The organism is Gemmatimonadales bacterium (assembly GCA_036279355.1).
Classification (GTDB): domain Bacteria; phylum Gemmatimonadota; class Gemmatimonadetes; order Gemmatimonadales; family GWC2-71-9; genus DASQPE01.
In genome coordinates this window covers 121,949-147,420 of the sequence record DASUJH010000034.1, presented here as the reverse complement: position 1 = coordinate 147,420, position 25,472 = coordinate 121,949, and the positions used below count along the sequence as shown (strand labels likewise).

Annotated in this window: 23 protein-coding genes; 4 read left to right on the top strand and 19 right to left on the bottom strand. The window is 69.2% G+C overall.

Annotation, left to right across the window (positions count from 1 at the left end; genetic code table 11):
- Nucleotides 1-29: 29 nt before the first annotated feature.
- The 15 genes from VFW66_09780 to VFW66_09710 all read right to left on the bottom strand — a co-directional run bounded on the left by VFW66_09780 (nt 30) and on the right by VFW66_09710 (nt 13,754).
- Complete coding sequence (locus tag VFW66_09780) at nt 30-548, bottom strand: shikimate kinase (GenBank protein ID HEX5386977.1); 519 nt, start codon at nt 546-548, stop codon at nt 30-32.
- Nucleotides 548-1,777 carry a chorismate synthase gene (aroC, locus tag VFW66_09775; protein HEX5386976.1) on the bottom strand — a complete coding sequence of 410 codons (1,230 nt, stop codon included), beginning with the start codon at nt 1,775-1,777 and terminating at the stop codon, nt 548-550. Before aroC ends, VFW66_09780 begins: the two co-directional genes overlap by 1 nt.
- 96 nt (nt 1,778-1,873) lie before the next feature.
- Complete coding sequence (locus tag VFW66_09770) at nt 1,874-3,733, bottom strand: AMIN domain-containing protein (protein HEX5386975.1); 1,860 nt, start codon at nt 3,731-3,733, stop codon at nt 1,874-1,876.
- A complete protein-coding gene (locus VFW66_09765) occupies nt 3,730-4,335 on the bottom strand; it encodes a hypothetical protein (GenBank protein HEX5386974.1) in 606 nt (201 codons plus the stop codon). Before VFW66_09765 ends, VFW66_09770 begins: the two co-directional genes overlap by 4 nt.
- Complete coding sequence (gene pilO / locus VFW66_09760; GenBank protein HEX5386973.1) at nt 4,325-4,963, bottom strand: type 4a pilus biogenesis protein PilO; 639 nt, start codon at nt 4,961-4,963, stop codon at nt 4,325-4,327. Before pilO ends, VFW66_09765 begins: the two co-directional genes overlap by 11 nt.
- A 2-nt stretch (nt 4,964-4,965) precedes the next feature.
- Nucleotides 4,966-5,685: a PilN domain-containing protein gene (locus VFW66_09755; protein ID HEX5386972.1), complete on the bottom strand. Its 720-nt coding sequence runs from the start codon at nt 5,683-5,685 to the stop codon at nt 4,966-4,968.
- Between the two features lie 25 nt (nt 5,686-5,710).
- Entirely contained in the window at nt 5,711-6,754 is a 1,044-nt protein-coding gene (gene pilM, locus VFW66_09750; GenBank protein ID HEX5386971.1) for a type IV pilus assembly protein PilM, read from the bottom strand.
- Between the two features lie 298 nt (nt 6,755-7,052).
- Nucleotides 7,053-8,219: a hypothetical protein gene (locus VFW66_09745; protein ID HEX5386970.1), complete on the bottom strand. Its 1,167-nt coding sequence runs from the start codon at nt 8,217-8,219 to the stop codon at nt 7,053-7,055.
- A complete protein-coding gene (locus VFW66_09740; protein ID HEX5386969.1) occupies nt 8,216-9,106 on the bottom strand; it encodes a prepilin-type N-terminal cleavage/methylation domain-containing protein in 891 nt (296 codons plus the stop codon). Before VFW66_09740 ends, VFW66_09745 begins: the two co-directional genes overlap by 4 nt.
- A 1-nt stretch (nt 9,107) precedes the next feature.
- Nucleotides 9,108-9,497: a prepilin-type N-terminal cleavage/methylation domain-containing protein gene (locus VFW66_09735; GenBank protein ID HEX5386968.1), complete on the bottom strand. Its 390-nt coding sequence runs from the start codon at nt 9,495-9,497 to the stop codon at nt 9,108-9,110.
- Entirely contained in the window at nt 9,494-9,973 is a 480-nt protein-coding gene (locus tag VFW66_09730) for a GspH/FimT family pseudopilin (GenBank protein HEX5386967.1), read from the bottom strand. Before VFW66_09730 ends, VFW66_09735 begins: the two co-directional genes overlap by 4 nt.
- A 169-nt stretch (nt 9,974-10,142) precedes the next feature.
- Nucleotides 10,143-11,546: a sigma-54 dependent transcriptional regulator gene (locus VFW66_09725; protein ID HEX5386966.1), complete on the bottom strand. Its 1,404-nt coding sequence runs from the start codon at nt 11,544-11,546 to the stop codon at nt 10,143-10,145.
- Nucleotides 11,527-12,798, bottom strand: coding sequence for a HAMP domain-containing sensor histidine kinase (locus VFW66_09720; protein HEX5386965.1), 1,272 nt, complete (start codon nt 12,796-12,798; stop codon nt 11,527-11,529). The genes VFW66_09725 and VFW66_09720 overlap by 20 nt, the downstream gene beginning before the upstream one ends.
- A gap of 5 nt (nt 12,799-12,803) precedes the next feature.
- Nucleotides 12,804-13,214 (bottom strand): prepilin-type N-terminal cleavage/methylation domain-containing protein, encoded by a 411-nt coding sequence (locus VFW66_09715; GenBank protein HEX5386964.1) that lies wholly within the window; start codon nt 13,212-13,214, stop codon nt 12,804-12,806.
- A gap of 132 nt (nt 13,215-13,346) precedes the next feature.
- Entirely contained in the window at nt 13,347-13,754 is a 408-nt protein-coding gene (locus VFW66_09710; GenBank protein ID HEX5386963.1) for a prepilin-type N-terminal cleavage/methylation domain-containing protein, read from the bottom strand.
- Nucleotides 13,755-14,179: 425 nt separating this feature from the next.
- On the opposite strand from VFW66_09710, the gene VFW66_09705 reads away from it, so the two are divergent.
- On the top strand, nt 14,180-15,802 hold the full coding sequence (locus VFW66_09705; GenBank protein ID HEX5386962.1) for a tetratricopeptide repeat protein: 1,623 nt from the start codon (nt 14,180-14,182) through the stop codon (nt 15,800-15,802).
- Nucleotides 15,803-15,853: 51 nt separating this feature from the next.
- Here the strand turns inward: VFW66_09705 and VFW66_09700 are convergent, their stop codons facing one another.
- On the bottom strand, nt 15,854-17,746 hold the full coding sequence (locus tag VFW66_09700) for a hypothetical protein (protein ID HEX5386961.1): 1,893 nt from the start codon (nt 17,744-17,746) through the stop codon (nt 15,854-15,856).
- Between the two features lie 249 nt (nt 17,747-17,995).
- Between VFW66_09700 and VFW66_09695 the strand changes: the two genes are divergently transcribed.
- The 3 genes from VFW66_09695 to VFW66_09685 are packed head-to-tail and all read left to right on the top strand — an operon-like array spanning nt 17,996 to nt 21,599.
- The gene (locus tag VFW66_09695) at nt 17,996-19,219 is read left to right on the top strand and encodes a glycosyltransferase family 2 protein (protein HEX5386960.1); all 1,224 of its coding nucleotides are present in this window, start codon (nt 17,996-17,998) and stop codon (nt 19,217-19,219) included.
- Entirely contained in the window at nt 19,216-19,929 is a 714-nt protein-coding gene (locus tag VFW66_09690; protein HEX5386959.1) for a class I SAM-dependent methyltransferase, read from the top strand. The genes VFW66_09695 and VFW66_09690 overlap by 4 nt, the downstream gene beginning before the upstream one ends.
- Nucleotides 19,926-21,599 carry a glycosyltransferase family 39 protein gene (locus VFW66_09685; protein HEX5386958.1) on the top strand — a complete coding sequence of 558 codons (1,674 nt, stop codon included), beginning with the start codon at nt 19,926-19,928 and terminating at the stop codon, nt 21,597-21,599. Before VFW66_09690 ends, VFW66_09685 begins: the two co-directional genes overlap by 4 nt.
- Here the strand turns inward: VFW66_09685 and VFW66_09680 are convergent.
- The 3 genes from VFW66_09680 to nth all read right to left on the bottom strand — a co-directional run bounded on the left by VFW66_09680 (nt 21,596) and on the right by nth (nt 25,454).
- Nucleotides 21,596-22,963 carry a sigma-54 dependent transcriptional regulator gene (locus VFW66_09680; protein HEX5386957.1) on the bottom strand — a complete coding sequence of 456 codons (1,368 nt, stop codon included), beginning with the start codon at nt 22,961-22,963 and terminating at the stop codon, nt 21,596-21,598. The genes VFW66_09685 and VFW66_09680 overlap by 4 nt on opposite strands.
- On the bottom strand, nt 22,960-24,660 hold the full coding sequence (locus VFW66_09675) for an ATP-binding protein (protein HEX5386956.1): 1,701 nt from the start codon (nt 24,658-24,660) through the stop codon (nt 22,960-22,962). Before VFW66_09675 ends, VFW66_09680 begins: the two co-directional genes overlap by 4 nt.
- Before the next feature lie 116 nt (nt 24,661-24,776).
- Nucleotides 24,777-25,454 carry an endonuclease III gene (gene nth / locus VFW66_09670; protein HEX5386955.1) on the bottom strand — a complete coding sequence of 226 codons (678 nt, stop codon included), beginning with the start codon at nt 25,452-25,454 and terminating at the stop codon, nt 24,777-24,779.
- Nucleotides 25,455-25,472 lie beyond the last annotated feature (18 nt).

Here is a 25,472-nt window from a genome sequence, read left to right as displayed (position 1 = left end):
TTGCCCGTAAGTTTTAGCGTATCAGTAATTTACCACCCTGCAGCCTCTCGCGCGATGCGAGCGACGTTCTGGGCTACGACAGGCGCCGGGTCTTGGTCGGTGACGAGGACGTGGTCGGCCCGATCGTAGAACGGTGCTCTGGCGAGGAGGAGCTCGCGCATGCGGGCGACGGGATCCTCTCCCATGAGCAGCGGCCGCACCTCGCCCTGCCCGCTCCGCTTGGCGGCGGTGGCGGCGTCGCACTTGAGATAGATGATGATACCCACCCCGCGCGCCGCATCCAGCTCACCCGCCTGGGCGGCCCACCCGCCGCCAGGCACCAGCACGAGGGGCGGCCCGCCGAGCGCCGCCTGCACGGCGCCGCGCTCCATGCTCCGGAACTCAGCCTCGCCGTACTTGCCAAAAATCTGGCTGATCGGCATGCCCATCTGGCGCACCAGAAAGGCGTCCACATCCATCCCCGACGTGCCGAGTGCCTCCGCGGCGAGCTTGCCGACAGTGCTCTTGCCGGACCCGGGCAGACCCACGAGCACCACGTGGCGCGGCATCAGTCGGGCGCCGCCTCGGCCCGGAGCGCCCGCCAGCGCTCGCCAAGTGCCGCGAGGTATCCGGAAACGTTGCGCTTCATCTCACCCAGGCTGTCGCCGCCGAACTTCTCCAGCATCGCGTCGGCCACGACGAGTGCCACGAGCGCTTCGGCGATGACGCCCATGGCAGGCACGGCCGTCACGTCCGACCGCTCGCTCTGCGCGCTGGCCGGGCCGCCGGAGGTGAGATCCACGGTCGGCAGCGGTGACATCAGCGTCGAGATCGGCTTCATCGCTACTCGAACACGCAGCGGTTCCCCCGTGGTGATGCCGCCCTCGAGGCCGCCGGCGTTGTTGCTGCGTCGCTGAAAGCCGGCGCGGGCGTCGCCGCCGCGCGGCGCCGTGCCGGGCGGATCCGCATCGATCGGGTCATGCACTTGGGAGCCCGGGCGCCGCGCGGCCTCGAAGCCCAGGCCGATCTCGACGCCTTTCACGGCGGGAATCGACATGAGCATGCCGGCGAGCCGCCCGTCGAGCTTGCGGTCCCAGCTCACGTGGCTGCCGAGCCCGACGGGGACGCCGCGCGCCACGATCTCCACTTCGCCGCCCAGCGTGTCGCCTTCCTTCTTGGCGCGGTCGATCCGCCCGATGATCTCGGCTTCGACGGCAGGGTCGAGGACGCGAATCTCGGAGCGGTCCGCGGCCTCGTTGAGCGGCGAGGGCAGCTCGGCCGGCGGCGCCGCGCGCACGCCGCCAAGCGACACCACATGGCTGCCGACCTCGACGCCAAACTCGTCCAGCAACCGGCGAGCGAGGGCGCCTGCCGCTACTCGCGCAGTGGTCTCGCGCGCGCTCGCGCGCTCCAGGATGTCTCGGGCGTCGACCCGGTCGTACTTGAGCACCCCGGCCAGATCCGCGTGGCCGGGGCGCGGGCGGGTGACGCGGCGGCGGCGCAAGCCACCGGGCGTTCCCTCGGCAGCCATCACATCCTCCCAGTTGGCCCAGTCGCGATTGGCGATGAGCATCGCCACCGGCGAGCCGAGCGTCTCGCCGTTGCGCACGCCGGCGAGCCACTCGATCCGGTCGCGCTCGATCTTCATCCGCGCGCCGCGGCCGTAACCCATCATGCGGCGCGCGAGATCGCGATCGACCGCGTCGGCGGTGATCGGGAGCCCCGCCGGCAATCCCTCGACGATCGCGACGAGCGCCTTGCCGTGCGACTCGCCCGCGGTGGTGAACCTGAGATGCACGTGTCTGTCCTGTTCCGGAAAACGATCGAGCCCGACGCGTGGCCGGGCTCGATTCTACCAATTCGACCGCACCCGGCCAAGGGCCTGACGCGCCGCTCAGCTTCCCGTGGGCGCGTCGTCCACCACGCGGGGCGTCACCAGGATCATCAGATCGCGCCGCCGCTCCTGGTTCGACGTGGTCCCGAAAAGGCCGCCCACGATCGGCAGCTGCGAGAGCAGCGGGATGCCCGAGCGCGTGCGGTTCACCTCGGTGATGGTGAGGCCGCCGATGACCGCGGTCTCGCCGTCGTTCACCAGCAGCTGATTTTCGGTCGTCTGCTTGGTGAAGTTGAAGCCGAACTGCGACGCCGGCAGGTCCTGCACCGCAGAGCGCTCCGTGCGGAGCTGCATCAGGATCTGGCCGCTGTTGGTGAGGTGCGGCGTGACCGTGAGCCGGATGCCGGTCTCCTTGAACTGCACCTGCTGCACCGCGACGGCCGAGCCCTGCTGCGGCGGCGCGCCGGGCACCGGCGTTTCCTCGCCGACCAGGATGTCGGCGCGGCGGTTATCGAGCGTGCTGATGGTCGGCTCGGCTTGGATGTCGGCGAGCTGCTGCTGCTGCAAGGCGCTCAGGAAGGCGGTGATGGTGTTGCCGCCCAGGATGGTCGAAAAGACCAGGTCGAGCGCCGAGTTGTCCACCCGGCCGTTGGCGTTGCCGATGAGCGAGAGCGTGTTGCCACCCAGATCGACGAAGCCGCTCCCGCCCTGCGGGCCCAGGGGCACGCCGCCTGACGGCGGGGGCTGCGAGACCAGGTTGTTGAAGAACTGGTTGCGGGTGCTCAGGTCGTAGCGCAGGCCGAGCCGCTCGAGATCAGTCCGATCCACGAAGATGATCTTCGCCTTGATGAGGATCTGCGGCGTCTTCCGGTCCAGATTGGCGACGAAGTGGGTGATTTCGTCGATGCGGCTCCGGGTGTCGGTGACGATGAGGCTGCTCGAGGCCGAATCGGCGATCACGCGGCCGCGGCCCTTGGTGAGCAGGGTCTCGACCGACTTGGTGATCTGGCCGAGCGGCGTGTAGTTGATGGGCACCGTGCGCGACTCGAGCGGCTCGAGCGAATCGAGCGCCGCGAGCGCCTGGGGCGAGTCAACCCGGATGATCCCACCCGACATCTCGGTGGCCGAGAGGCCCTGGGTGGCGAGGATCGCCTGAAAGGCCTGGTCCCACGGCTGGTTCTTGATCTCGGCGGAGACGTCACCCTTGATGTCCTTGCCGAGGATGATGGTGCGGCCGCTGAACGCGGCGAAGCCCGCGACCACGTCCGCGACGGTGGCGTGGTCCCAGGTGACCGTGATGCGCGGCTGGTCATTCGGGAGGCGGAGGCCCGTCTGGGTGTGGATCGCGGCGGGCTCCACCCTGACTTCCGGCTGCCGAGCCGGGGCGCCGAGTTCCCGCGCCGCGTGTGCCGGCGGCTCCGGCTTGGCTGCGACCGCATCCGCCATGGCGACGGCGGGAGCGGTCGACGACCAGGCCGCGAACGACTTGTCGGTCTCGAAGCCCACCCGGACTTCCTCCGCCGTCCGCTCGAGCTTGTACGACCTGATTCCGTCGAGGTCGAGCACGACGCGCACAACGTCGGGCTTGAACTGGGAGTAGCGCAGGTTCACCACGCCGCCGCGGTTGGCGCCATCATACGCCGCGCCGCCCGCCGCGTTGAGGTGCGCGCCCTTGAGGTCGAGGACGAGCCGGTCGGGCGAACGCAGCATGAAATCGCGCACCTCCACGGCCCCCTGGATGTTCACCACCACCTCCGCGCGGCCCGGCGACGGCTGCACGCTGACGCCGGTGACCTCGCCGTTCGCGGGGCCGCCCGTGCCGGGGCCGCCCTCGGCGAGCAACGGCGAGGGAGCCCCGGCCAGCGCGGCGGCGGCGAGTACGCACGCTCCGCGGCGCAGCAAACGAGTGAGTCGCGTCATTGGGTGGCGTCCTCCTGCTTGCGCAGCGAGAGAGTTTCCTGCCGTTCGACCCCGAAATCCTGAATGGTGAACACGACGTCCTTCGCCCGGATCTGGGTCACCCGCAGCCGGCCGAGCTGATCGCCGCTGCGAAGCTTGTGGCGCTTGCCGTCGGTCTTGTCGCGGAGCACAGCGACGCTCCCGGCGGGCGAGTACATGTCTTCATAGATGGCGACGAGCTGCAGGTCGCTCAGCTCGGGGCCTACGTGCGCGCTCTTGATGAGCGACGCGAAGGGATCGCGCGGCGCCCCGCTGTAGGCAAACATTTCGCGCGCCACCTGGGTCTCAGCAGGATCGTTGAGCGAATCCACGGCGGCGCTGTCCCCGTGCGCGGGCGCGGCGGCGGGCGGCGTTGGCGCCGGTACCGTTGTCGCGGCTGGAGGCGCGGCCGGTGTGGCGGGCGACGCAGCGGCCGCCACCGCGAGCCGCGCGTGCGACACCGCGGCCGCCGCCATGGCCCTGGTGCCCGAATCTGCCGGCGCCTTCTCCTGGCCGTACGCCGCGCCGGGCGCGGCGAGGGTCGCGGCGACGAGCAGGCCTGCCACCCACCGGTTAGGTGCCACTGGCGTCTCCTTCGGCTCCGGCCGCGTTGGACTTGACGTACGTGCGGATCTGGAACTTCGCCTCGAGCAGCGCGCCGGAGGTGTCGCCCAGCGCGTGGGCCGCGGCCTGATTGGCGGCGGCGAGCGAGACGTCCTGCGGCACGATGATGCGCTGCAGGCTCGCCACGTCGGCGAGGAACTCACCGATCTGATCGTAGTGCCCGATGACCGACATCGTGTACCGATAGGTGTCGAACGGTACCGGACCGCTCTCGACCGGGAGCGGCACGACCTGCGACAGCGTGACGCCGCGGATCTTGCCGCGGGTGGAGATGTCGTCGAGCAGGTTCGGCACCTCGTTCCGCTCCGGCACGAGGCGGCGGAGGAGGCCGAGGCTCGAGCGGTAGCCGTCGAGCTTGCGGCGGAGGTCTTCGACGGTGCCGCGCGCCAGCTCCTGCTTGGCCTTGGCGGTCTGCGCCTCGAGGTCGGCGATCGAGTCCTTGATCGTCTGGATCCGCTCGCGCTTGGCGGAGATGCCGTTTACGGTGACGCCGCCGGCCAGCTCGATGCCGTAGTATCCGACGTACCCGACGAGCAGTGCCAGCAGCACCGCGCAGGCCGGGATCAGCTTGGAGTTGGAGGTGGCCACGCTTACCTCACCGACTGGCTCAAGGGAACCGTCCGGACGTAGGCCGAGTCGGCCTGCTTGAAGGAGGCCCGAATGGTGAATGCGGTGATCGCGCGGTTCTGCTCGACCACGGTGGCGGCGGAAATCGGCGTCACGTCGGTAATCCAGGGCGACGCTTCGAGCTGCCGCAGGAAGCGGGTGTAGGCCTGGATGTCCACCGTGCGCCCATCAATCTGGAATGCGAGCGGCGGGCGCGCGGTATCCGCTGGCGCGGCCGCCGCGTTCTTGGCATTGGCCGGCCCCGGCGGAGGCGGCGGCGGGGTCGGCGCCGCGGTGGGCGACATGTCCACCAGCCAGGTGAAAGGCGGAAGCGCCTTGGTCACCTCGTCGAGCACATGGGGCCAGACGTAGCGGTCGCCGTCCACGCTCCGGATGGTCCTGATCTGGGCGACGATCGAGTCGCGAATCAGCTCCTGCTTGTGCTTCTCCGCGAGGAAGGTCCGGAACCGCTGGTTCTCCGCGCGGGTGGACTCGAGCTCGGGCTCGAGCGCGCCAAGCTGGTGGGCGGTGCCGAGCCACATGCCGCCCACACCGAGCACCACGATTACCCAGCTCGCCGCCACCACCATGAGCATCGGGTCCTTGACACTGGCGCCAAGGCCCTTCATCCGCTCGGTGACGCCGGCGAGCGGCGAACCGGCGCGCTTGCGCTTGAGCCCGGGCCGGAGATTGACCGTGATCATGGGATGTCGCGTCCGATGGGAGTGATCACGCGGCCGCCCTGAGTGCGAGGCCGATGGGGAGCATCAGTAGCGGAGCCACTTCGTCCACGTCCATCGCACCGAAGACGCCCTCGGCCACCTGGAGGCGCTCGAGCGGATTGGCCGGCTGCACCGGGAGCCGCAGCCGATCGCCGAGCACGCGATTGAGCCGCGGAATACGGGAGCCGCCGCCCGTCGTGAAGAGCCGGGCGATGCCACCGGCGGAGCGGCTCGCGCTCTGGAGGAATGCGGCGGCGCGCTCGATGCCCACGGCCAGCTCTTCCCCGCGGCTCGCGAGGAACGGCTCGAGCACGTCGTTCGGCTCGTTGCCCTGGAGCAGCTTGTCGGCGTCGGCGGCGGAGAGGCCGCGCTCGCGCTGGAGGTCCTCCCGGAAGCGGCGGGTGCCGACCGGGATGTCCCGCGTGAGGACGGGAATGCCGTCGTCGAGGATGTTGATGTTGGTCGTCTCGTGACCGATGTTGACGAGCCCGACGACGCCGCGCATGGCCTCGGGGTAATTCACCTCGAAGGCGTTGTGGAGCGCGAAGGCGTCGACGTCGATGATGCGGGGCTCGAGCCCCACCTCGGAAAGCAGCGTGAGCTTGGTCTCGATCAGCTCCCGCTTGGCGGCGACGAGCAGCACGGTCATCTGGAGCCCCTCGCCCTCAGGGTCCAGGATCTGGAAGTCGAGCTCGACGTTGTCCATGTCGAAGGGGACGTGCTGCTCGGCCTCCCAGCGGATGACCTCGCGCGCCTCGGTCTCCTTCATCCGATCCATCTGGATCTTCTTGATGATCACGTCGCGGCCGCCGACGGCGGTGACGACCTGCTTGGCCTTGATTCCCGCCGAGGCCATGAGGGACCTGATGGCCTCGGCCACGAGCGCCGGGTCCATGACCTCGCCCTCGACAATGGCATCGTTGGCGACGTGGGTGAACGCCACCTTCGTCAGGACGGGCTCGCCGGAGCGATGCGACACGGCCACGAGCTTGATGAGCCCGCTCCCGATGTCGAGGCCCACGGTGGTCGAGTTGCGACCAAACAGTGCCATAGGTGCCCGATGGTTGGGGGGTTGCGAATGAGCTACGCCAGTCCGGGCCGAAGCCAATGTCCGTCGCGAACGGGCCTTTGTTCAACTCATCCGAGCGCAAAGCGTAGCATTTTCGCGATGCCCATGAGCATCGGTTTGCAGCGGAGGTGCAACCCATGTGCCGGGGGCTGGTGCGGCGCGGAAGGCGGTGAAGGCAAACGGGTTAGGCCGCTACTCCAGGGTCAAATGGTGAAGGGGGCCGAGCGGCCCCCTTCCCTTTCGCAACCGGATTCTCGCAATGCCATGGCGGGGCTTTCGGTCAGAAGACCGGCGTCCATGAGCGGCCGGCAAGCGGGCGCGCGACCGCGCTCTGTTGGAGCACATACGCGAGCGCGCACTGCGAATACGATACGACTGGTGTACCCGAGAAGCTGGTCTGGTCTCCGATGTCGGCGTTCTCGGCCAGGATCGAGCCGGTCACGTTGCTCGTGCCGTTACCGGTCTTGACCTGCCCCGTTGCGATCACGAGGCCAACCCACTGGAATCCGCCGGCGATGGAAAGATCGCCCTCGACCAGCAGAATGCCCTGGCCTCGGCCCTGGGAGTTGAACTTGGCATTGCCGTTGATGTACACCACCGGTGCGTAGTTGGTGCATGCGGACACGTACGTCCCGGTGCGGAGCGGCTCACCCCAGTTCGACATGTTGCTGCGGTCGCAGGTGGCCGGACTACCGGTGCTCACCGGCGCGATGTTGGTGAAGGTCACATAATTGCCGCTGCCGCTCCCGCCGGTGAAGTTGAGCGTGGCCACCTGCTTGAGCTGCTGGAACGGCGTTTGGAACGTCGCGGAGTTCACCGACGCGTCGTTCGGCACGGTCTGCGGCGTGCCCGCGATCGAGGGGTTGCCGTTGGTATTGATCGTACCGCTGGACCGGATACCTGCCTGGTCCGGGGCGGTCGCGCAGCCGCTCCAGCCGGATGGGTTCGTGTTGGCGCCCTGGATGGCGGCATTACCGCCCACCTGCACGTTGCCGCCCGCGGTTACCGCCGCGTTCACGACCACATTCGCCTTGAGCAGGCGGAGCACCGAGGCGAGCGTCTGCTTCGTCCCGTTGCTCGTGCCCCACGAGGTGACGACGAACAGGCTCGGGTTGACGGACGTGGTGGGCGCCACGGTGTAGCTGTCGACCGCGCCGCTCGCGAGCGCCGGCCCGGCGATCACTCCGCTCGTGCTCGGCGCCGTGAGCGAGTTCCACGCCGTGTTCCAGTTGGCCGTGGCGTCCTGCAGGCCAGCTTCGGCCGCCTCGGAAGCCTGGCTCGACGCCAGCGCGTTGTACGACGTGCGCTGCTCGAGCGTGCTCACGAAGAAGGTGCCGGCCACGATGGCACCGATCACGACCAGCGCCACGATCGCAATCACCAGCGCGATTCCGCGTTCGTCCTTGAGCTGCGACTTCCGCATGGCGTGCCCCCGGGGAATGGTCATCGCATGTTCCGGAGCTGGACCAGTGCGACGACGCTGTCGACCGCCTGCTGCTGCGTACCGTAGCCCGACGTGGTGACGTTCTGATCGGACACGCTGACGAAGGTGACCTGGATCGTGCGGACATTGGCATGATCCGTGGCGGTGTTGCCCGTGATCGCGGTGCCCGACTGGTCGTAATAGGCTAGGTTGAAGCCGTTGTTCGACGAGAGCGGACCGAGCACGGGTTGGCGCGTCGCCGAGGCGTCATTCACCGACTTGGCGCCGAGATAGTACTCGCTGCCCGACTGGTAAAGGCTGTACTGCATGCCCTCGAAGGTCCGCATCGGCGAGCCGATGGTGATCGAGGTCTGCGGTATCGGATCGCCGGTCGCGTTGAAGTCGGCGCCGACGGTGAACGACCGGGCGGCGGCGCCGCTCGGGCACGTCGTCGTGCTCGTGGCGGTGATCGCGCGGGAGACCCAGCGGTCGTCCGTGCTGATGGTCGGGTCGCCGTCGACGAAGAGCATGATGCTGTCGGTGGGCGACGTGTTCGGGGCGCGGAGGCTCGAGTAGTTGGTCGTCGTATCGACCACGACCTGGCCCGCGTTCACCTGGCAGATGATGCCGGCACTCCGCTGCGCGCGGAACGTGATGCTCGTGGCCTGCATGTCCTCGATGTCGGGGACCACCGTCGAGGGCGGGAAGACATCGTAGCCGATGGCGCGCAGCTCCGCCGGCACGATGAAGGCGCCCGCGCGCATGTTGGCCTGCATGTTCACGTGCTCGCTCTGCGCGCGCGACACGCGCTGGGTGGCGACCAGCAGCTTGTAGATGGACCCGACCACCGCCGTGAGCAGCAGCAGCGCCACCATCAGCTCGATCAGGGTAAAGCCTCGGCGAGAGCGCATGTCAGACGCACCCGATGTAGGTGGAAATCGTGAGGCTGCGCGTGCCGCCCTTGATCTTGTAGGTGGCGGTGACGCTGGCCGAGCGCGCCGAGCCCGTGGTGCCGACAGTCCAGGTGTAGCTCACGCCGCGCTTCGTGGTAGGGCCGCCGCTCGCGAAGCCGGCATCGGTGCAGCGGTTGCCGGACCCGTCCTTGATGGCCGCCGCCCGCCGGAGGTCGTCGAGCTTCTGCTCCGCGATCTGGTTGGCCAGTGTGACGACCCGCCCGCGCCCCACCTGGCGGGTGACCACCGCCGAGGAGCCCACCAGCGCGGTGATGCCCACGGTGAGGACGAGGATGGCCACCATCACCTCGACGATGGTGAAACCGCTCTGTCCGGTACGCACGCTCACTTGGTGATCCCTCCGTAGCCGTTGATCATCACCGAGTCGCTGAAGCTCCCGTTGCTCACCTTGACCGTCTGTTGGCTCGTGCCGAGCGGCGTCAGCATGCCGCGGTGGTCGAACGCCAGCGAGGTGGGGCTCGTGTTTGCGATGGTGGCCTGGTACGAGGTCGTGAGGTTCTGCATGGGGCCCACGGTGTCGGCGGTCGACCCGCTCAGAGCGACCTTGCGCGGTGAGCCCTCGATCCAGAGCGCCCCGGTGGTCGTGTTGAGCTTGACGGCCATGGTCCGGTTCTCGTTCACCGCCCGCACCTTGGCCTGCTGCAGGGTGCTGAGCACCGCGCTGCGCGCGCTCCGCAGGTTGCTCTTGATGAGCGTGGTGCGGACCTTGGGAAACGCATACGCCATAATGATCCCCGCCACGACGATGGCGACCAGGGTCTCGACCAGCGTAAAGCCCCGCCTGCTTGCTCTTGGCACCGTCACCTTCTCCTCGATCGAGTTGCACGGGTTGGTCGCACCGGCCAGAGGCAGGGCGCGTACCAGACGCTAAATGCTTGGGGAATAACGAGGTGATCTTTTTCGCGCGGGCGGGATCGTGCAGATGCGTGCGCGGAGTGCAAGAAATGGCGAGACGCTGGCCACCGCGCGCGGCTCAGTTGCGCTGCTGCCAGCGCCGCATCTTGTAGAAGAGCGTCCGGAGGCTCACGCCCAGGAGCTGCGCGGCGTCGCGGCGGTTGCCCTTTGCCGCCTCGAGCGCGCGGAGGATGATCACGTGCTCCAGCTCCTCGACCTGCGAGCGGAGATCGTAGCGGCCGTTCTGCCCCGCTGCCGCCGGCGCGTGGCCGTTGCCGCCGCCGTTGCCACTACCGTTGCCGCCCGCGGTCCCGTTGCCCCCGTTCCGGCTGGCGAACGCAAAGTCCGCCGCGTCGAGCGGCTTGGTGCCGCCGAGCACGGCCGCGCGCTCCACCGCATTCCTGAGCTCGCGCACATTGCCCGGCCACGGCTGCTCGGTGAGGAGCGCCAGTGCCTGCGGCGTCATGCTGACCGCGTGACCCAGCCGCTGAGCCGATTGCCGCGCGAAGTGGGCAATGAGCGCCGGAATGTCGTCGCGGCGTTCGCGAAGCGGCGGGATGTGGAGCCGCATGACGTCGAGCCGGTAGAAGAGATCGGAGCGGAACTCGCCCTGCTCCACCGCCTGCGCCAGCGGTTTGGCGGTGGCGGCCAGTACGCGCACGTCCACCTTCTTGTCCTCACGGCCGCCGACGCGACGGATCTCGCCCTCCTCGAGCGCGCGGAGCAGCTTCGACTGCAGGTTGAGCGGAAGCTCGCCGATCTCGTCCAGCAGCAGGGTGCCCCTGTGCGCCGCCTCGAACAGGCCCGCCCGGTCCGCGGTGGCGCCGGTGAACGAGCCTTTCACGTGCCCGAACAGCTCGCTTTCCAGGAGGTGCTCCGGGATCGCGGCGCAGTTGATGGCGGTGAAGTTCATCTCGCTCCTGGCGCTCATCCGGTGGATGGCGCGGGCGATGACCTCCTTGCCGGTGCCGCTCTCGCCGGTGATGAGCACCGTGGTGTTGTGGCGCGCCACCCGGCTCGCGAGCTCCAGCACCTCGCGCATGGCGCGGCTCTCGGCCACGACCAGGTCGCGGACGCTGTCGGCGCCAAGGCTCGTGCGAAGGGTTTCCACCTCGCGGCGGAGCCGCTCCCGCTCCTCGGCCTTGCCCACGGTGAGCACGACCTCGTCGGGGCGGAACGGCTTGCGGAGGTAGTCGTAGGCGCCTTCGCGCATGGCGGCGAGCGCCGCGTCCTCGGCCCCGTAGGCGCTCATCATGATGAGGAGCGCGGGGCCGTTCTCGGCGCGGTACGCGCGAAGGAAGGCGAGCCCGTCCATCCGCGGCATGCGCACGTCGCAGAGGATGAGGTCGAACTCTTCGGCCCGCGCACGGGCGAGCGCCACTTCGGAATCGCCTTCGACCGCGACGTCGTGGCCCGACTCCCGGAGCAGGAGTGCGAGCGACTGGCGGAGGTCGGCGTCGTCGTCAACGATGAGCAGGCGCATGGCTCGATTCCACGACTGGGGTAGCGGCTCGGAGCGCCGCCGGCAGGAACACCTTGAACACGGCGCCGCCCTCGCGGGCGCGGTCCACCCACACGGTCCCACCCGACTCGTGCACCGTTCGCGCGACGATCGCGAGACCCAGGCCGGTGCCTTCGCCCGGGTCCTTCGTCGTGTAGAACGGATCGAACACCCGCTCGCGATTCTCGTCCGGCACGCCGGGGCCGTCGTCGGCCACGTAGAGCACCACGCCCGGGGTGCCCGGCGCCACGTCCGGCCGGCGCGGGCGCGCCTGATGGCGCGCGGCACGCGCCGGATCGGCGCCTCGAAACTCGGTGCTCCAGCCGTCGCCGGCCCGGTGTGCGCCACGGTCGCGCGGCTCGTACTGATCGGCCGTGGTGCCAAGGGCCAGCACGCCGCCGGGCGACGCCTGGCACGCGTTCACCACGAGGTTCACCACGACCTGCTCCAGCAGGTGCTGCCCGCCGCAGACCGGCGGAAGGTCGGGTGCCAGATTCACGGACATTCGCTGACCCTTGAGCAGCCCCTGCGCGCCGAGAAAATCGAGGCTCGTGCGCACGGCGCCGTTGATGTCCGTCGTGCCCTCGCCGTGGTCCGGCCGCGCGTAGGCGAGGAGGCTCCGCACCGTGCGTTCGATCCGCTCGATGGCGCCCTGCATTGCCTCGGCCACCTCGAGGTCGCCGCCGCGGCGCCGGAGCAGCTCGACGTAGGTGCCGAGCGCGCCGAGCGGATTTCGCACCTCATGGGCGACTCCGGCGGCGAGGCTCCCGATCCCGGCGAGCTTTTCGACCCGAACCACCTGGCTCTGCACGTCGAGGAGATCCTCCGCCATGGCGCGGTAGCGATCGGCGAGGTGCGCGAATTCCATCGTCTCGTACGCCGGCCGCGCCGTGTCGAGCCGGCCCGCGGCCAGCGTGTTGGCTTCGGCGCCCAGCCGCTCGAGCGGGCGCAGCACGAGGCGGCCGACCAGATAGGTGCCGAACAGCACGAACACCACGGTGCTGCCGAGCCAGAGGGCGACGAGGGCCCACGCGGTGTCGCGCAGGTTGGCGCCCGCCATTGCCGCGGTGGCGACCCCGACCATGAGCACTGCCGCCGACATCAGGAAGCCGAGCTCGAAGACGAGCTGGGTCCGGAGCGACCGGGGACCGGCCGGGAATCCGAAGGCGCGTGGGCCGGCGGAGTCTTCCGCCGTCCCGCGCGCACCTGACGGGTCCGAGCGCACTTCGTGCATGCTCGTCAATAGCAGGCGGGCGCACCCTCCTGAGTCACCGCGGCGTTGGGCGAGGTGGCCGCGCCCATGAAAATTCCGCACGTCTGGATGCTGCCCTTGAGCGACGGGTTGGTCATCGTCGCGGCCCAGCCCGTGAGGCTCGCGTTCGAGATCGTCACCACGTTGTCGCCCGACGGCTGGAACGCAGTTTCGGTCGACGATTGTGACGTGGCCGTGGCACTCGCGTACGTGCTGTAGTCGTAGTAGAAGCCTTCCTCTGCCGTCGCGAGATTGCGCAGGTCGGTCTTCATGCTCGCGAGGGTCGCCTTTTCCTTCGTGTTGGCGAACTTCGGAATGGCGATCGCCGCCAGCACGCCGATGATCACGACCACGATCAGGAGCTCGATGAGGGTGAAGCCGCGCTTCGATTGTATCATGGCTACCCCCTCTCGAATGCCGGGCGGCTCGCTCCGCCCGATGGTCAGACGTTTACCGCGTGGAGCCGGGACCAAGAAAGGGCGGCGACCCGAAGGACCACCGCCCCGTCTCGGCGTCTCGCAGGCGATGGCCTAGTAGCAGGCCGGGGCGCCCTCGAGCGTGACCGCGGCGTTCGGCGCGCTGGCGCCGCCGACGTAGATGCCGCAGGTCTGGATCGAACCCTTGAGCGACGGGTTGGTCATGGTCGCCGACCAGCCGGACGCATCCACGTTCGAGATCGTCAGCACGTTGAGGCCCGAGACCTGGAACGCAACGGCGGCGCTGGTCTGCGAGGTGCCGGTGTTGCTCGCGTAGGTCTGGTTGTCGCTGAAGAAGCCTTCCTCCGCGGTCACCAGGTTGCGCAGGTCGGTCTTCATGCCGGCGATGGTCGCCTTTTCCTTCGTGTTGGCGAACTTCGGAATGGCGATCGCCGCCAGAATGCCGATGATCACGACTACGATCAGCAGCTCGATGAGGGTGAAGCCCTTACGGTTCGTCATACTTCCTCCCATTGAAGTCACCTGCGAGTGGACGCCGGAAGCCGGGTGCTCGGTCTCTCCGGGCAGGCGGAGGGGCAACACATATGCCATGGTCCGGCGAGACGATGGGAACGCGCGTTGCGACATCTAGTTAGCGGTCGCGAACAGGAAGTGCACTACCCGTCTTCACGGGAGTCGTGGCCGAATATTGCAAGACCGAACCGTGCCGCCAGTTCGGGCGGAACGATTCTCGCCATCCGGCGCAGGCCATAGAAATCTCTCGCCTCCCGCGTTCGATCAGAACAGATTGGAGCACGCACACTTCCGTGTCGTCGATGCCCGCAACGATGCCCGCGACCGATCCCGCCCGGTCCCGACTTCTGCAACGAATTGCGCCCGAGCGCGCCGCTCCGATCGAGCACGCCCCGACCGGAGGCAGCCGGTGGATGTTGTTCGCGCGGCTCTCGCTCATGGCACTCGCGCTCGGCGCGAGCGCGGCGAGCCTCGCCAACGGGTTCGCCTACGACGATCTGCCCATCATTCTGCAAAATCCGCTGGTGCACAAGCTTTCGGACATCGGGATCCACTTCGTCGAGGGTTACTGGCCGTACAACTACGGCGGCGCACTCTATCGGCCGATCACGCTGCTGGCCTTTACCATCGAGTGGGTCGTCGGGCATGGCGCGCCAATCGTCTTCCATGCGACCAACCTCGCGCTCTACTTGGCGCTCACGTTCGCGGTCTTTGCCCTGGCTCGGCGGCTGCTCCCGCCGGTCGCCGCATGGGCGAGCGCGGCGCTCTTCGCGGTGCACCCGGTTCACGTCGAGGCGGTGGCCAACGCGGTCGGTCAGGCCGAGATCATCGCGGTGCTCTCGGTCGCCCTGGGCATCCGGGTGTATCTGCGCGCGCGGGAACGCGGCGTCCTGAGGGCGCGGGACAGCATGGCGCTGCTCCTTCTGCTCTGCATCGGCACGCTGGCGAAGGAACAGGGCATCCTGCTCGGGCCGCTCCTGGCGGTGGCCGAGCTCTCCGTCGTCACGGACGCCCGGCCGCTCGCCGCGCGCCTCCGCGAGCTCTGGACCACGGCATTTCTCCTCGTCCTCGGCACGGGCCTTCTGCTCGGGTTGCGGTACGCCGCCCTCGGCGCGGTCGGCGGAGAGTATCCGTCAATTGCGCTGCACGGGACCGGCTTCGGCGACCGCGTGCTCACCATGCTGGGCATCGTGCCGGTGTGGACGCGGCTCCTCCTCTGGCCGGCGCACCTGCAGGCGGAGTACGGGCCGCCCGCGCTCGGCGCCGCCCGGAGCTTCGGCCTGCGGCAGTTGCTCGGCCTCGCGCTCATCGCCGGAACGCTTGCGATCGCCGCGGCGACGTGGAAGCGGCATCGGGTCGTGGCGTTCGGCATCGGGTGGGCCGCCGTTGGAATTTCGTTGGTGAGCAACGTGTTGATCGTGACCGGAATGCTGGTGGCGGAACGCACGCTTCTGCTTCCGAGCATCGGCGTGGTGCTCGCGCTCGGAGGCATCATGGCTGAGCTCGGCGAGCGCATCGCGTGGCCGCGCGCGGCCCGCCCGCTTGGCACCGCGGCGCTCGGGGCCGTACTCGTGGCGGGCATGCTCCGGAGCGCGGCGCGGCAGCCGGTGTGGCGCGACAACGGAATCTTCTTCAAGCAGATGGTGCACGACGCGCCGAACGCGTACCGGGGCTGGTACATCTACGGAGACTACCTGCGGCAACACGGCAGCCTCGCCCAGGCGCATGCTGCGATCACGCGGGCGATTGACCTCTTCCAGGGCGACCCAAACGTGTACGACGGGATGGGCCGCCTCACCTACAAGGAGAAGGGCTGCGCCGCCGCCATTCCATACTTCGAGAAGGCGCTGGCCATCGACACGCTGCACTTCAAGGCGCGCGGCGGACTCTACACTTGCCTGGTCCAGACCGGCGATACGGCGCGGGCCCGTAAGGTCGCGGCAAAGGGCGCGGCGCTCCAGGAAGGGTTTTTCAAGTTGATCGTGGCACAGCAGCGCGCTGCCACAACTCCCGCGGCAGCGGTCGAACGCAAGTAGCGCCGCGCGGCAATTCGCGCATACGAGCGACGCGCTCGAGAGCGGCGCGCGCTACCGGCGGAGCCCCACGCGCTCATCGCCGGCGCCGCAGTCGAGGTCGGCGGCACCCCGGTCGAGGCGGCCGAGGTCGCGGTCGGCCGGATCGAGCGCGCGGAGCCGCGCGGTGGCGCGGACCAGCTCGGTGCAGTCGCGCGCGCGAAGCGCCGCGTCGGCTGTGACCATCCAGAAGTGCGGCTCCCGCGGAAACTGCCAGGCCACCTGACGTAGCAGCGTCATGGCGCGGCGGGGATTGCCGCGCGCGAGCGCGATATCCGCGGCGGCCAGCCTGAGCTCGGGGCCCGGGCCCAGTGCCCTCAATGCCTCCGACAGGTGTACCTCTGCCGTGTCCACCGCGCCCGCAAGAACCCAGTTCTGGATCGCGCGCCGCGCGTTGAGCGGCGCATCGTGCTCCAGCGTCCACGCAACCCAATAGTTCCGCGCGGACTCGGCGTAGCGCCGCTCCTGATGCTCGAGGCTCGCGAGGTCCTGCCAGACGCTCGCGCCGAGCGGATTGATCCGGATCGCCTCGCGAAGCAGCGCCTCGGCCCGCCGCGCATCGCCCGCCTCGACGGCTTTGAGGGCACCGAGCCACGCCGCCTGGTACGAGCCCGGCGCGGTGCGGATGATGTCTGCGAACAGGACGTCATTGCTGCGCCAGGCCGGATTGCGGGTGACGGTGCGGGCCACACCGGCAACCAGCACCGCCGCGAGCGCCACCCGCGTTGCCGCCGGCGCGGCGGCGCTCGCCCGCTGCCAGAGCCACCCGCCGATGAGCACCGCCCCAACGGACGGGAGATAAAACGTCCGCTCGGCCAGCAGGACGCCGGTCGGGACCAGCACGTTGGCCACGATGAGAAGCGTGCCGGCGATCCATGCGAGGCCGAAGGTGACGACCGGTGCCCGCCGCCGCGCGCGGTACGCGATGACGGCGGCGAGCGCCAGCACGGCGGCCCCGAGCATCGCGCCCGGCGTGATCTCCGGCACCACGCGCACGAAATCCGGCGAGTAGTCGGCCGAGAGATGGACCGGAAGCACGAGCAGGCGCACGTACTGCACGACGATCGGCAGGACGGCGAGCGTCCGGTCGACCAGTCCCAGGCCCTCGAGGCCGGGCGCCACCTCACGCCCTGTGATGTCGTGCACCACGGCGGCCCGGAGCACGAGCCAGCCGACGGCGGCGACGACTACGGCGAGCCAGAGGAGCGAATGGCGCCGCACGCGATCCGCGAACGGCTCACCTGCCGCGCCCGCATCGAGCCAGTCCACCAGCAGCAACAGGCCGGGCAGCGCGAACGCGGATTCCTTCGAGCCGAGGGCGAGCGGCACCGACGCGATCGTCGCGAGCGTGGCGGCGTAGCGGTGCCATGACGCGTGATCGCCGCCCGCTGCGAGCGCGCCATCGGTCTGGTAGGCCAGCACGGCGATGAGCGTAAAGGCGGTGGCCAGAATCTCGGCTCGGCCGACGACGTTGGCCACCGCCTCCACATGCACCGGATGGACGGCGAAGAGGAGCGCTGCGACCACGCCGGGTCCCATGCCCAGCAATCGCCGGGCGAGGACGAACACCAGCACGGTCGTCAGGCCGTGCAGGACGATATTGGTGGCGTGGAAGAGGTGCGGGTTGCCGCCGCCCGCCGTCCAGTCGAGCGCGAACGTGAGCGCGGTGAGCGGCCGGTAGAGCATGTGGTTGGCCCACCAGGGCGCCGCGAGAATTTCCCGCCAGCGGCCGATGGCGTGGAACAGATCGCGCCGGGCGATCACCGGCACGTCGTCGTAGGTAAACCCGTAGCCGGCGGTCTGGAGGTAGGCGGCGCACGCGACGAGGAACACGACGACGCCGGCGACGCCTTCGCGCGACGCAGAGCGAGGCGAGGCGAGCTGAGCGGAAGCGGTCGGAGCATTCATCAGGTGGCGCGCAGGTTTAGCACGAAGCGAGCCAGCCGCGGCCGCGCTGCATGTCGTGGTCCGGGATTTGAATACTTCGGGCGCCTGTATCCCGTTCCCTATTCAGAGTAACCCGCTCCGCGGCAAGCGCTTGCGTTCAGCCGTGGGGGCTTGGCACCGGGCTTCCGCCGGCGGTGCGACACCCGAGACCCCGGAATCCTGCATGGTCAGCCCCATAGCCCGACCCGCCGCCATCGTGAGAGCCGGGTAATGCCGGATTCGGCGATCCTGCTCCCGCGAGCTACGGCTCGCACGCCGCGTCGCGCGCGTACCGGCAGCGGCATCGAGCTGTCGGTAGTCATCCCCTGCCTCAACGAGGCCGAGACCGTCGGCGCGTGCGTGGAGAAGGCGTGCCGCGCCATTCGGGAGCACGGCATCGCGGGGGAAGTCATCCTCGCGGATAACGGCAGCACCGACGGCTCGCAGGAGATCGCGGAGCGCCTTGGCGCGCGCGTGGTGCGCGTGGCGGAGCGCGGCTACGGCGCGGCACTCATGGGCGGCATCGCGGCGGCGCAGGGCAAGTACATCCTCATGGGCGATGCCGACGACAGCTACGACTTCCTGGAGCTGCCGCGGTTTCTCGCTCGGCTGCGTCAGGGTTACGAGCTGGTGCAGGGCTGCCGGCTCGAGAGCGGCGGCGGCCGGGTGATGCCGGGGGCGATGCCGGTGCTGCATCGCTGGTGGGGCAACCCGATGTTCTCGGCGCTCGCCCGCTGGTGGTTCCGCGCGCCCATCCACGACGTCTACTGCGGCATGCGCGGCTTCAGCCGGGAGCTGTATGACGCGCTGGAGCAGCGGTGCACGGGGATGGAGTTCGCGAGCGAGATGATCATCAAGGCATCGCTCCGCGAGGCGCGTATCGCGGAGGTGCCGATCACGCTCTATCCCGACGGGCGGCGGACTCGGCGCCCACACCTGCGCACCTTCCGCGACGGGTGGCGCACGCTGCGCTTTCTTCTCCTGTACAGCCCGCGCTGGCTCTTCCTCATGCCCGGCCTTCTGCTCATCGCGGCCGGCGCGCTGGGCTACGGCTTCGGGATGCTCCGGGTCCGCCTCGGGCCGGCGACGTTCGACGTGCATACCATCCTCGTGGCGAGCCTCGCCGCGATCTGCGGCTACCAATCGGTGATCTTTGCCGCGATGACCAAGATCTTCGCCATCAGCGAAGGCCTGCTGCCGCTCGACCGGCGGATGGACCGGCTGCTGCACGTGTTCAACCTCGAGCGCGGGCTGCTTGGCGGCGCCGCCGCGATCGCCGTCGGGCTGGCCCTCATCCTCGTCGTGGTCCACCGGTGGGTGTCGCTCGACTTCGGCGCGCTCGATTACGCCGCCACGCTCCGCTGGGTCATTCCCGGCGTGATGCTCGTCGTCCTCGGCGTGCAGACGATCCTCTCGAGTTTTTTCTGCAGCATCCTGCTGCTCCGCCGCGGATGACCGCGGCCGCCGAGCCAGCCGGGTTCGACGCTCACGCCGCCACGTACGACGCGGAGCTCGACGCCGGGCTCTCTGCCACGGGTGAAGACAAGCTCTACTTCGCTCGCGGCCGGCTCATGCTCGTGGCCGAGCGGCTCAGGACGCGCGGCGCCTCGGCCGCCGCGGTGCTCGACTTCGGCTGCGGCGACGGCACCGGTTCGGCGCTGATGCACGAACTGCTCGGTGCCAGCCGCGTGGTCGGGGTGGACGTGTCGGACGAGCTCCTTGCGATCGCGCGGCGCCGGCACGGGTCGTCCGTGGTGAGCTTCACGCGGGTGGACGACCTCAAGGGCACCGCTTTTAATCTCGCCTTCTGCAACGGCGTCTTCCATCACATTCCCCTGCGCGAGCGCGCCGCGGCGATGGTCGCGATCCATGGCGCGCTCCGGCCGGGCGGCTATTTCGCCCTCTGGGAAAACAACCCGTGGAACCCTGGCACGCGGTACGTGATGCACCGCGTGCCGTTCGACCGCGATGCCCTGACGATCACGCCACCGGAGGCGCGGCGCTTGGCGGCCGCCGCGGGGTTCGAGGTCATCGAAACCGCGTTCGCGTTCGTCTTCCCGCGGGCGCTGCGCTGGTTGCGTGCGCTCGAGCCAGCCTGCGCCCGCCTGCCGCTCGGCGGACAATACCTCGTGCTCTGCCGCAAAAGAGAGAGCCCCACCACATGATGCGTTTCTTCCAGCCCATCTGGCTGCTCCCCGTCGCGCTGGTGCTCGCGGGGGCGCTCCTGGCCAGCTGGTTTCCGCCGCGGTCGGACGACAGGATCGAACGCCTCCTGTCCAGCCGCGCCGCCCCGTTCGTGGTCGGCCTGGTGAGCCTCCTGGCGTACTGGTGGATCCAGGGGTCGCTCAATCCGGTCGCAGTGATTCACGACGAGGCCGCATACCTGCTCCAGGCGCAGCTCTTCGCCTCGGGGCACTGGACCGCCCCGAGTCCGCCGCTGCCGGAGTTCTTCGAGCAGTTCCATGTCTTCGTCGTGCCGCGCCTCGCCCCCAAGTATCCGCCGGGCCAGGGCCTCGCCCTCACCCCGGGGGTGCTGCTCGGCGCGCCGGGGCTCATGCCGCTCATTTTCACGGGGCTCACGGCCGGGCTCTTCTTCGCACTCGCCCGCCGCTTCACCAACGGTTGGGTGGCGTTGCTCGCCTGGGCGATCTGGCTCGTGGCGCCCGCCGACATCCGGTTCCGCGGAACCTATTTCTCGGAGACGACGACGAGCTTCCTCTGGCTGGCCGCCTGGTGGGCCCTGCTGGCTTGGCGGGAGCGGCGCGGCCGCGCGTGGCTCGTCGCGCTTGCATGCGCGGTTGCGTTCGGGATCATTACGCGCCCGCAGACCATGCTCATCTTCGCGATTCCAGTCGCCGGCGTCGTGCTGTACGACGTAATCCGCGAACGCCGTTGGGCCGAGCTCACCATGGCCGCTGCGGCGGGCGGCTGCATCCTCGCCTTGCTGCCGATCCAGAACTATGAGGTGTTCGGTGATTGGCGAGTGAGCCCGATGGTCCAGTACTCGGAGACGTACTTCCCGTTCGACGTCCCCGGGTTCGGCATCAACATGTCGCCGGCCAAACGCGAGCTGCCGCCAGACATGAAGCAGTTCACCGAGGCATTCCGGCCCGGCCACGCCGACTATACGCCGGCCCGGCTGCCGCACGCCCTCTACTACAGAGGTCTCGGACTCGCGTTCGATACCTGGGGTATCGCCCGAACGCTCGCCGGTGTCGCGTTCGGCATGATCGGGCTGCTGGTGGCGCCGGCGCCCGTGCTCTTTGCGGCGCTCACCTCTGCGCTGCTCATGATCGGCTATCTCGTGTACTACCACTCGCCGATCTGGACCGTCTACTATCTCGAGATTCAGCCGGTCCTGACGCTGCTTACCGCCATGGGCATCTGGCAGCTCACGCGGCTGGTCGCGTGGTATGGAAGGCCCCGGATGCGCGAGCGCTGGCGTGACATCCGGGCGCCCGCCGGCATTGTGGCGGTCTTCGTGCTCGTCGCTCCGCTCGTCGTCTGGAACCTGCGGGACGGTGCCCTGCACCTAAGGCAGATCCGGGAGTACCACGCCTACTTCCGCGGGCTGGAGAACCGGATTCCCGGGCCGGCGATTGTGTTCGTCCGTTATCAGCTCCACCACACCTTCAACTTCAGCCTGATCACGAATCCGCCGTCGTACGACAAGGCGAAGGTCTGGCTGGTGTACGATCGCGGCGCCGACGACGCGCGCCTGCTCCGCCTCGCTCCCGGGCGGACGCCATACCTCCTCGACGAGGCAACCGCGCGCATTTATCCAATGACGAGCGCAGTCGCCGCCGCACCGGCCCCGGAGCCACCCCGCCCCTAAACCGCTTCCTCATACCGCGACAACTTCCGGTACAGCGTCGACGGATCGATGCCCAGCACCTCCGCCGCGCGCGTCTTGTTGCCCCCCTCGGCCTGCAGGACGTACATGATGTACGCCCGCTCGATCACCTCGAGCGTCGGATTGCGATACGACCGCTCCGCCACCAGCGGCTCCTTCCGGCGCCGGGTGATCCGCTCGGGCAGCGTGGCCCCCTCGATCAGGTTGCCGCGGGTGAGCACGTTGGCATGCTCCAGCGCGTTTTCCAGCTCGCGCACGTTGCCCGGCCACTCGTAGACCATCACCGCATCGAGCGCGTCCGACGCGAGCGCCTTGGGCTGGCCGTCGCCCTCGGTCGCCAGGTTCTGCAGGAACGCCTCGATCAGGAGCAGCAGATCGTCCCGCCGCTCCCGGAGCGGCGGCAGATTGACGTTGATCACATTGAGCCGGTAGAAGAGGTCCGAGCGGAAATTGCCCCGCCGGATCTCCTCCTCGAGGTCGCGGTTGGTGGCCGCGATGATCCGCACGTCCACCGGGATCGGCTCCGTCGCACCCACCGGAATCGCCTCGCGCTCCTGCAGGACGCGGAGCAGCTTCACCTGCAGCGATGGCGGCATCTCGCCCACCTCGTCGAGGAAGAAGCTCCCGCCCCGCGCCGCCGCGAAGAGCCCCTGCTTGTCGCGCACGGCACCGGTGAACGAGCCCTTCACGTGTCCGAACAGCTCGCTCTCCAGCAGGTTTTCCGGCAGCGCGCCGCAGTTGATCGAGAGGAAGGGCCCGTCGCTCCGCGCCGAAAGATTGTGGATGAACCGCGCGAGCACCTCCTTGCCGGTGCCGCTCTCGCCGGTGATGAGCACCGTCGAATCGGTGGGCGCCACGTGCTCGGCCAGCTTCAGGACCTCGAGGAACTTTTTGGATTTGCCGATCGGCCGGCTCACCGCGCCGCGCTCGCGCCGGCGGAACTCCTGTTTGAGCTGCTTGTTCTCCACCTTCACCGCGCGATACTCGCAGGCGCGGCGGAGGATCGTCACCAGCTCGTCATTCGAGAACGGCTTCTGGATGTAGTAGAACGCACCCGAGTTGACGGCCGAGATGGCGCTCTGGAGCGACGCCTGCGCGGTCATGAGGATGACCGGCGTCATCGCGTCCTGCTCGCGCGCGGCGCTCAGGATGTCGAGCCCCGACACCTGCGGCATCCGGACGTCGGAGAGAATGATGTCATGGTTGCCGGTGCGGATCTGCTCCAGCCCGGCCTTGCCGCCCTGCGCCGTGGCGACCTCGAAGCCTTCGTTGCGGAGCAGGATCCGCAGGGTGTCGAGGATCCCCGACTCGTCGTCCACGATGAGCACGGACGGCTTCTGATTCATGCGACCTCCTCCTCAAGCATCCATTGCGCCGGCAGAAAAATCGTAAACGTGGTTCCCGCGCCCGGCGCCGATTCGACCAGCACCAGCCCGCGGTGCGCCTCCACGGCGCGCTGCACGATGGCAAGGCCGAGCCCGCTGCCGCCGGGCCGGCCGGAAACGAAGGGTTCGAAGAGCCGCTCGCGGATGTCGTCGGGAATGCCCGGCCCGTCGTCCCGCACCTGCAGCCGAACCGCGCGGTCGAGATCGCTCCGCTCGGGCAGCTCGCTGGGATCGGCGGCGCCCACCCGCACGGTCACTGCGACGGGTCCCTTGGCCGCCTGCACCGCGTTGAGCACGAGGTTCGAGAGCACGCGGTGCAGCAGGTCGGAATCGCCCTCGAGCATGGTGCGCGGACCCTCGACCGCGATCGCAGCATCGGCCGAGCAGTCGGGATGCTCCTGGACCAGGCGCACGACGGCGGTCGCGATCTCCCGCAGGTCGACCAGGCCCACCTGGGTGGCGCGCACCCGCGAGAAATCGAGAAACTCGTTGAGCAGCCGGGTCAGCCGGTCGCTCTCGCGCACGATGAGATCGGCCAGCACCCGCTCGTCGCCGGTGGCGTGGCGCCCGCGCGCGAGCTGCTCCACCGAGCTCCGGATCGACGCCAGCGGGTTCCGGATCTCGTGCGCGAGCGACGCGCTGAGCGCCGCCACTGCCTCCAGCCGCTCGGCCCGGAGGTGCAGCTCCTGGAGCTGCTTCAGGTCCGAGATGTCGGTGAAGATCGCCGTCACCGACGGCGTCTCCCGCGCCTGCGGCTGAAACACGGTGGTGCTCAAGCCGATGGGGAAGATCTTGCCCCCCTCGTGCAGCACCATGCCTTCGCCGCGGCTCACCTTGCGGCCGTTCCGGATACCGGTGGCGATCGCGGCCCAGAGCTCCGACGAGCGCAGCTTGAGCTGGTCGAGCACCGGCTGGCCCACGAGGGCATCGCCGTCGAGGTGAAGCAGCCGCTGCGCGGTCGGATTGATGAACGCGAGCCGGCCGCGCCCATCCACCGTGAGCACGCCCGAGCGGATGTTGCGCAGGATGTCGTCGGCCTCGAGCCGCACGCGCTCGAGCTCCGTGGCGAGCGTCTCCTGCGACACGCCGGCCTCGCGCAGCCGGTGGCTCAGAAGCGCCACCAGCAGGAACACGATGTTGAAGACGCCGAACTGGGCCCAGAACGCGCTGTCGAGACCGAGGCCCTGGCCCCACAAGACGTCTCCCAGAAACATGGCCGAGGCCGCCGCCGCGGTCACCACACCCCAACCCAGTGGCAGGAGCAGCGCGTAGGCCGCGACCACGAGCACATACAGCGCGGGAAATGCCGACTGCGGCTGCCCCGACACGTGCACCAGCGCGGTGACGAGCCCGAGATCGACCAGCGCCTGGAGCTGGAGGAACGGCGCGCTCGGGATCGTGTTGCGCATGAAGACCGCCCACGCGCCGTATCCCGTGAACGTCAGCGCAAAGACGACCGCAATGCTGCTGATGAACGAGACGTCGGGACGCACGGTCCAGACGAGCGAGGCGCCCACGAGCGTGGCGAGCGCCAGAACGAGGCGGCCGACGAAGAGCCAGGTGAGGAGCGTGCGTTGGGTGGGGAGCGTGGTCCGGGCGGCGGGCGCCCCGGTGGGGCCGCCGGCCGCGTCGGCCCGCACGGCCGCGGTAGAGGCCATCGTACCTCGAGGACTGCCGTCGCGTGGGGGTCGGAAGCAGCGCGGAAGATAGCCGCATGATGGGGCAAGGCGGTAGAGCCGGCAGGGAGAGATGGGATCGCCGTATCGACGGCCTTCTACCTGTGCTGCCCTACCCCTATCTGCCGACACATGTCGAGCACCGGGCAAGTGGAGCACCTTGGCAGGCGCCCGGTGCACACGTGCTTCCCGAACGGCACCAGCAGCGCGTTGAGCTCCACCCAGTAGCGCTCGGGAAGGCGCGCCTCGAGCGCCGCCATCGTCGCTTCCGGAGTTGGCGCCTCGACGTAGCCCCAGCGATTCGTCACCCGGTGCACGTGGATATCGACGCTGATCCGCCGCGTGCCGCACGCGATGCCGAGCGCCAGGTTGGCGCACTTGGGACCTACGCCCTGGAACGAGCGGAGCACCTCCGCATCGCATGGAAGACGACCGCCGTACTCGGCGTCGGTGCGCCGCGCCAGCGCCCGGATCTGCCGAGCCTTGGCCTCGTGAAACGTCGCGTCGTGGATGCAGCGGGCGATGGCGCGCTGGTCCATCCGGGCGAGCGCGCGCGGCGTGCCGGCCGCGGCGAAGAGCCGCTTGGCCGCCGGCAGGCTCACTTCATCGCGGGTACGAATTGAAATGATGCAGGCGACGACCTGCTCGAAGAGAGTGGCGTGCCCCTCCTCCGCCAGCGCGAACATGGCGGCCTTGGGAAGCGGGCGGACGGCGCGGCGGATCCGGCGGATCGCGACATCGATGTCGAACGGCCGCTTCACGCGTGACCTCGTCACCTGACCTGGCTTGCCGCT

Bases quoted from the DNA above. Each gene is read 5' to 3' on its own strand.
- VFW66_09780 (HEX5386977.1), bottom strand. From the start codon at position 548: ATGCCGCGCCACGTGGTGCTCGTGGGTCTGCCCGGGTCCGGCAAGAGC.
- VFW66_09770 (HEX5386975.1), bottom strand. From the start codon at position 3,733: ATGACGCGACTCACTCGTTTGCTGCGCCGCGGAGCGTGCGTACTCGCC.
- VFW66_09755 (HEX5386972.1), bottom strand. From the start codon at position 5,685: ATGATCACGGTCAATCTCCGGCCCGGGCTCAAGCGCAAGCGCGCCGGT.
- pilM (HEX5386971.1), bottom strand. From the start codon at position 6,754: ATGGCACTGTTTGGTCGCAACTCGACCACCGTGGGCCTCGACATCGGG.
- VFW66_09745 (HEX5386970.1), bottom strand. From the start codon at position 8,219: ATGACCATTCCCCGGGGGCACGCCATGCGGAAGTCGCAGCTCAAGGAC.
- VFW66_09740 (HEX5386969.1), bottom strand. From the start codon at position 9,106: ATGCGCTCTCGCCGAGGCTTTACCCTGATCGAGCTGATGGTGGCGCTG.
- VFW66_09725 (HEX5386966.1), bottom strand. From the start codon at position 11,546: ATGCGCCTGCTCATCGTTGACGACGACGCCGACCTCCGCCAGTCGCTC.
- VFW66_09720 (HEX5386965.1), bottom strand. From the start codon at position 12,798: ATGCACGAAGTGCGCTCGGACCCGTCAGGTGCGCGCGGGACGGCGGAA.
- VFW66_09715 (HEX5386964.1), bottom strand. From the start codon at position 13,214: ATGATACAATCGAAGCGCGGCTTCACCCTCATCGAGCTCCTGATCGTG.
- VFW66_09710 (HEX5386963.1), bottom strand. From the start codon at position 13,754: ATGACGAACCGTAAGGGCTTCACCCTCATCGAGCTGCTGATCGTAGTC.
- VFW66_09705 (HEX5386962.1), top strand. From the start codon at position 14,180: ATGTTGTTCGCGCGGCTCTCGCTCATGGCACTCGCGCTCGGCGCGAGC.
- VFW66_09700 (HEX5386961.1), bottom strand. From the start codon at position 17,746: ATGAATGCTCCGACCGCTTCCGCTCAGCTCGCCTCGCCTCGCTCTGCG.
- VFW66_09695 (HEX5386960.1), top strand. From the start codon at position 17,996: ATGCCGGATTCGGCGATCCTGCTCCCGCGAGCTACGGCTCGCACGCCG.
- VFW66_09690 (HEX5386959.1), top strand. From the start codon at position 19,216: ATGACCGCGGCCGCCGAGCCAGCCGGGTTCGACGCTCACGCCGCCACG.
- VFW66_09685 (HEX5386958.1), top strand. From the start codon at position 19,926: ATGATGCGTTTCTTCCAGCCCATCTGGCTGCTCCCCGTCGCGCTGGTG.
- VFW66_09680 (HEX5386957.1), bottom strand. From the start codon at position 22,963: ATGAATCAGAAGCCGTCCGTGCTCATCGTGGACGACGAGTCGGGGATC.
- VFW66_09675 (HEX5386956.1), bottom strand. From the start codon at position 24,660: ATGGCCTCTACCGCGGCCGTGCGGGCCGACGCGGCCGGCGGCCCCACC.